General features: G+C 72.5%; 4 protein-coding genes. 2 read left to right on the top strand and 2 right to left on the bottom strand.

From position 1 onward, the window contains the following. Nucleotides 1–559: DUF6049 family protein (locus tag KN815_RS46510; protein ID WP_253209678.1), on the top strand; the 559-nt coding region annotated here is incomplete at its 5' end. A gap of 11 nt (nucleotides 560–570) precedes the next feature. Here the strand turns inward: KN815_RS46510 and KN815_RS46505 are convergent. After that, nucleotides 571–1,845, bottom strand: a complete 1,275-nt coding sequence (locus KN815_RS46505; protein ID WP_216347819.1) for a nucleotide sugar dehydrogenase — start codon at nucleotides 1,843–1,845, stop codon at nucleotides 571–573. 206 nt (nucleotides 1,846–2,051) lie between these two features. Between KN815_RS46505 and KN815_RS46500 the strand changes: the two genes are divergently transcribed. Continuing rightward, nucleotides 2,052–3,758 (top strand): glycerol-3-phosphate dehydrogenase/oxidase, encoded by a 1,707-nt coding sequence (locus KN815_RS46500; RefSeq protein ID WP_216347818.1) that lies wholly within the window; start codon nucleotides 2,052–2,054, stop codon nucleotides 3,756–3,758. Between the two features lie 136 nt (nucleotides 3,759–3,894). Here the strand turns inward: KN815_RS46500 and KN815_RS46495 are convergent. Further along, on the bottom strand, nucleotides 3,895–4,928 hold a 1,034-nt coding region (locus KN815_RS46495), incomplete at its 5' end, for a serine hydrolase domain-containing protein (RefSeq protein ID WP_216347817.1).

Here is a 4,928-nt window from a genome sequence, read left to right as displayed (position 1 = left end):
CGCCCTGGCCAAGGTGCTGTCGGACGCGCGGGCCACCGCCGCGTCCGTCCGGGCCGCGCTGGCCCGCTCCGTCGCGACCGCCTGGCGCGCCGACCCGTCGGGCGCGGCCTCGTACCAGCGGGGGGTGTCCCGCTATCTGACCGCCTCGATCGCCTCGGTGCGGCTGGTGCCGAAGTCCATGGTGGTGGTGGCCGGGGGCTCGGCGACCATCCCGGTCACCGTCGACAACGGGCTCCAGCAGGACCTCACCGGGGTGGAGCTGCGGGTCCTCTCCAGCCGCCCCGAGCGGCTGAACGCCCGGGACCACGCGATGCCGGTCCGGGCGTCACGGGCGGTGAGCCGTACGGTGCGGATCCGGGTGAAGGCGTACGCGAACGGGCCGGTACGGCTGACCGCCCAGCTCTACACCACCGCCGACGGGCTGCCCTGGGGTGCGCCGATGACGTTCACGGCGGATGTGCGGTCGGTGCCGTCGGGCGCGGTGATCTTCGTGCTGGGCGGGACGGCGCTGATCGTGCTGGCCGCCGCGTTCCGGCCGTGGCGTACCCGGCGGCGTTGACGAGGCGAGGGTCAGAGCCGGTGCGCCGTCCCCGCGGGACCCGCCCCCCGGGTGTCCAGCAGCAACTGAGCCTTCACCGCGAGTCCTTGCAGGTCGTACGTGCGGTGGGGCTGGAGCAGGACGGTCAGGTCGGCGTCGGCCGCCGCCTCGTACACCGAGTCGGCACGCGCCACCTCGCGCCCCAGCACCCGCCATCGCGCGACATACGGGTCGTGGTAGCTGAGCCGGGCGCCCAGCTCGATCAGCCGGGAGGCGATCTCCCGGGCGGGCGAGCCCTCCGCGTCGGCGACATCCGCCTTGTAGCCGACGCCCAGCAGCAGGACGTGCGCGCCGCGCGCCGACTTCCCGTACTCGTTGAGCAGGGCCGTGCAGCGGCGGGTGACATAGCCCGGCATCCGCCCGTTGACCTGCTGCGCGAGTTCCACCATGCGCAGCGGGAGGCCGAGGCCGCGCTGCTGGTCGGCCATATGGCCGTGATCGACCGGCACGCCATGGCCGCCGACGCCGGGGCCCGGGCGGAAGGACTGGAAGCCGAACGGCTTGGTCTCGGCGCAGCGGACCACGTCCCACACATCGACGCCGAGGTCATGGCAGTACACCGCCATCTCGTTGACCAGGGCGATGTTGACGTGCCGGTAATTGGTCTCCAGGACCTTGACGGTCTCGGCCTCGCGCGTGCCGCGGGCCCGGACGACCTTCTCGGTGAAGCGGCCGTAGAAGGCGGCGGCCGCCTCGGTGCAGGCGGGGGTGAGGCCGCCGATGACCTTGGGGGTGTTGGCGGGGCCGTGGGCGCGGTTGCCCGGGTCGTGGCGGCAGGGGGAGTAGGCGAGGTGGAAGTCGCGCCCGGCCCGCAGTCCGGATCCCTCCTCGAGAAGCGGACGGAGGAATTCCTCGGTGGTGCCGGGGTACACGGTCGATTCCAGCAGAACGGTGGTGTGCGGACGCAGCCGCGCCGCGAGCGTACGGGCCGCCTCGCCGACCGCCGACAGATCCAGTCTGCGGTCGTCCCCGAGCGGGGTCGGGGCGCAGATCACGGCGGTGCGGACGCGGCCGAGCTCGGCGGGGTCGGCGGTGATCCTGAAGCCCTGGGAGGCCATCCGGCGCAGCTCGGCGGCGGACAGCCGGCCCTCGCCGCCCGAGCCGGAGGGCAGCCGTCCGGCCCGGAGGTCGGCGGCGGCGCGCGGATCGGGGTCGTAGCCGACGGTACGGATGCCGGCGGCGGTGGCGGCCTGGGCGAGAGGAATACCGAGATGACCGAGTCCGATGACGGCGAGATCTGCGGGCATGACGTCGTGTCGTCCTTCCCGGGACGATGTCGGATGGCGCAAACCCCCCACAGACAGACTAAGCGGAAATATGACTCATATTCAGTATTGATGGCAGGTGTTGGTGCGGTGTCGCGGCGCCGGGCGCGGTAGCGGCATGGCACGGACGAGCGAAAGCCAGGAAAATCGGCAGGGCGGCGTGACGTCGATCGCAACGGGAGGCAGCGGTGAAGACACCGGCACTGGGACCGGCCGAGCGCGGCGAGGCGCTGGCCCGGATGGCGGACCGTGAGCTCGATGTGCTGGTCGTGGGCGGTGGAGTGGTCGGCGCGGGCACCGCGCTGGACGCCGCCACCCGCGGCCTGGAGACCGCACTGGTCGAGTCGCGGGACTGGGCCTGCGGCACCTCCAGCCGGTCCAGCAAGCTGATCCACGGCGGACTGCGCTATCTGGAGATGCTCGACTTCGCACTGGTGCGCGAGGCGCTCAAGGAGCGCGGGCTGCTGCTGGATCGGATCGCACCGCACCTGGTCAAACCGGTGCCGTTCCTGTATCCGCTGCAACACCGGGCCTGGGAGCGGCTCTACGCGGGGTCGGGCGTCGCGCTCTACGACGCCATGTCGATCTCCTCCGGGCACGGCCGCGGACTGCCCGCCCACCGCCATCTGTCCCGCCGGCGGGCGCTCCAGGTCGCACCCTGCCTCAAGAAGGACGCGCTGGTCGGGGCGCTTCAGTACTACGACGCCCAGATGGACGACGCGCGCTATGTCACCACGCTCGTGCGCACCGCGGCGAAATACGGCGCGCAGGTGGCCAACCGCGCCCGGGTGGTCGGCTTCCTGCGGGAGGGCGAGCGCGTGGTCGGCGCCCGGGTGCACGACCTGGAGCAGGAGGGTGAGTTCGAGGTCCGCGCCCGGCAGGTGGTCAACGCCACCGGGGTGTGGACGGACGAGACGCAGGCGCTGATCGGGGAGCGCGGCCAGTTCCATGTCCGGGCCTCCAAGGGCATCCATCTGGTCGTCCCCAAGGACCGCATCCACTCCACCACCGGGCTGATCCTGCGCACCGAGAAGAGCGTGCTGTTCGTGATCCCCTGGGGCAGGCACTGGATCGTCGGCACCACGGACACCGACTGGGACCTGGACAAGGCCCATCCGGCCGCCTCCAGCGCCGATATCGACTATCTGCTGGAGCATGTCAACGAGGTCCTGGCGGTACCGCTGACCCGCGACGACGTGGAGGGCGTCTACGCCGGGCTGCGCCCGCTGCTGGCCGGGGAGTCGGACGCCACCAGCAAGCTCTCGCGCGAGCACACCGTGGCCCATCCGGTGCCGGGCCTGGTGGTGGTCGCGGGCGGCAAATACACCACCTACCGGGTGATGGCCAAGGACGCCGTGGACGAGGCGGTGCACGGCCTCGACCGCCGGGTCGGGCCCTGTGTCACCGAGGAGATCCCGCTGGTCGGCGCGGTCGGCTACCAGGCGCTGTGGAACGCCCGGGAGCGGATCGGCCGGCAGGTCGGGCTGCATGTGGCGCGGATCGAGCATCTGCTCAACCGCTACGGCTCGGCGGCGCAGGAGGTGCTGGACCTGATCGCGGCCGACCCGTCGCTGGGCAAGCCGCTGGCCGGGGCGGAGGACTATCTGCGCGCCGAGATCGTCTACGGCGTCTCGCACGAGGGGGCCCGCCATCTGGACGACGTCCTCACCCGCCGCACCCGCATCTCGATCGAGACCTTCGACCGGGGTACGCGCTGCGCCCGGGAGGCGGCCGAGCTGATGGCGCCCGTGCTGGGCTGGGGCGAGGACCAGACCGACCGGGAGGTGCGGCACTACGAGAAGCGGGTGGAGGCCGAGCGCGAGTCCCAGCGGCAGCCGGACGATCTGACGGCGGACGCGGCGAGGCTGGGCGCGCCGGACATCATCCCGCTGTAGCCGGACATCATCCGGCTGTAGTCGGACATCATCCCGTTGTAGGAGGTGCGTGATCCCGCTGTGCGTGATCCCGCTGTGTGTGATCCCGCTGTGTGTGATTCCGCTGTGCGTGATTCCGCCGTGGGAGGCCGGTGTCCTACCGGCGAGGGCAGAACTCGGTCTCGAGGAGGGACGTTTCGGCGGTCAGCCCGGAACCGGCCGTGCTGTTCAGCCGGTAGGCGAGGGTGTGGCGGCCGTCGGCGGTGGCCACGGCCAGTGCGTAGGAGCCGTTGATCTCGCCGTTGTGGCCCCACAGCGTCACCCCGCACGGCAGTCGCACCGGGAACAGCCCCATGCCGTACCGGCCGTCGGAGGCGACGGTGTTCCGCATCTGCCGCAGCTCGGCCCGGGGCACGACCGTGCCGCGCAGCAGCCCGGAGACGAGGCGGCTCAGATCGTCGAGCGTGGAGACCAGCTCCCCCGCGGCCCCCGCGAAGGAGGGGTTGAGGACGGTGACATCGCGGCGGGCGCCGTCGCCCCGGACCTCGCCGTCCCGGGCTCCGCTGTCCCGGGTGTACGCCCGGCCGTGCGGGGCCGGGAGAGCGGTGCGGGTGCCGGGGAAGGAGGTGCCGCGCAGATGCAGGGGGCCGAGCACCTCGCGCCGGGCCTCGGCCGCGTAGGAGCGGCCGGTGACCCGCTGGACGACCATGCCCAGCAGGACGTAGTTGGTGTTGGAATAGCGCCATTCGGCCCCGGGTGCGAAGTACGGGCGGTGGGTGAGGGCGGTCCGCACCAGGGCGGCGGGGGCCCGGGTGCGGTCGGCCGCGGCGGCGAGCTGGCGCGCCAGTGCCGGGTCCTCGGTGTAGTCGAACAGCCCGCTGGTGTGGTTCAGAAGCTGACGAATCGTGATGTTCCGGCCGTCGTTGCCATGGCCGCGCACCAGCCCCGGAAGGTGCTTCTCCACCGGGTCGTCCAGGCCGAGCCGCCCCTGTGCGGCCAGCCGCAGCGTCACCGCCGCGATGACGGTCTTGGTGAGGCTGCCCGCCCGGAAGTGGTCACTCCGGTGGATCCGGCGCCCGGTGCGGACGTCCGCGACCCCCGACGCGATGAACCGAGTGCCCCCGCCCGCCCCGCGGATGAGCACCGCCGCCCCCGGCGCGTCGCCCTGCGCCGCCAAGCGGCGTACGGCGG

Source organism: Streptomyces niphimycinicus (assembly GCF_018883605.1).
GTDB classification, from domain to species: Bacteria; Actinomycetota; Actinomycetes; order Streptomycetales; family Streptomycetaceae; genus Streptomyces; species Streptomyces niphimycinicus.
Note: the sequence above shows the minus strand (reverse complement) of the source record. Positions and strands in the feature narration are given on the sequence as shown.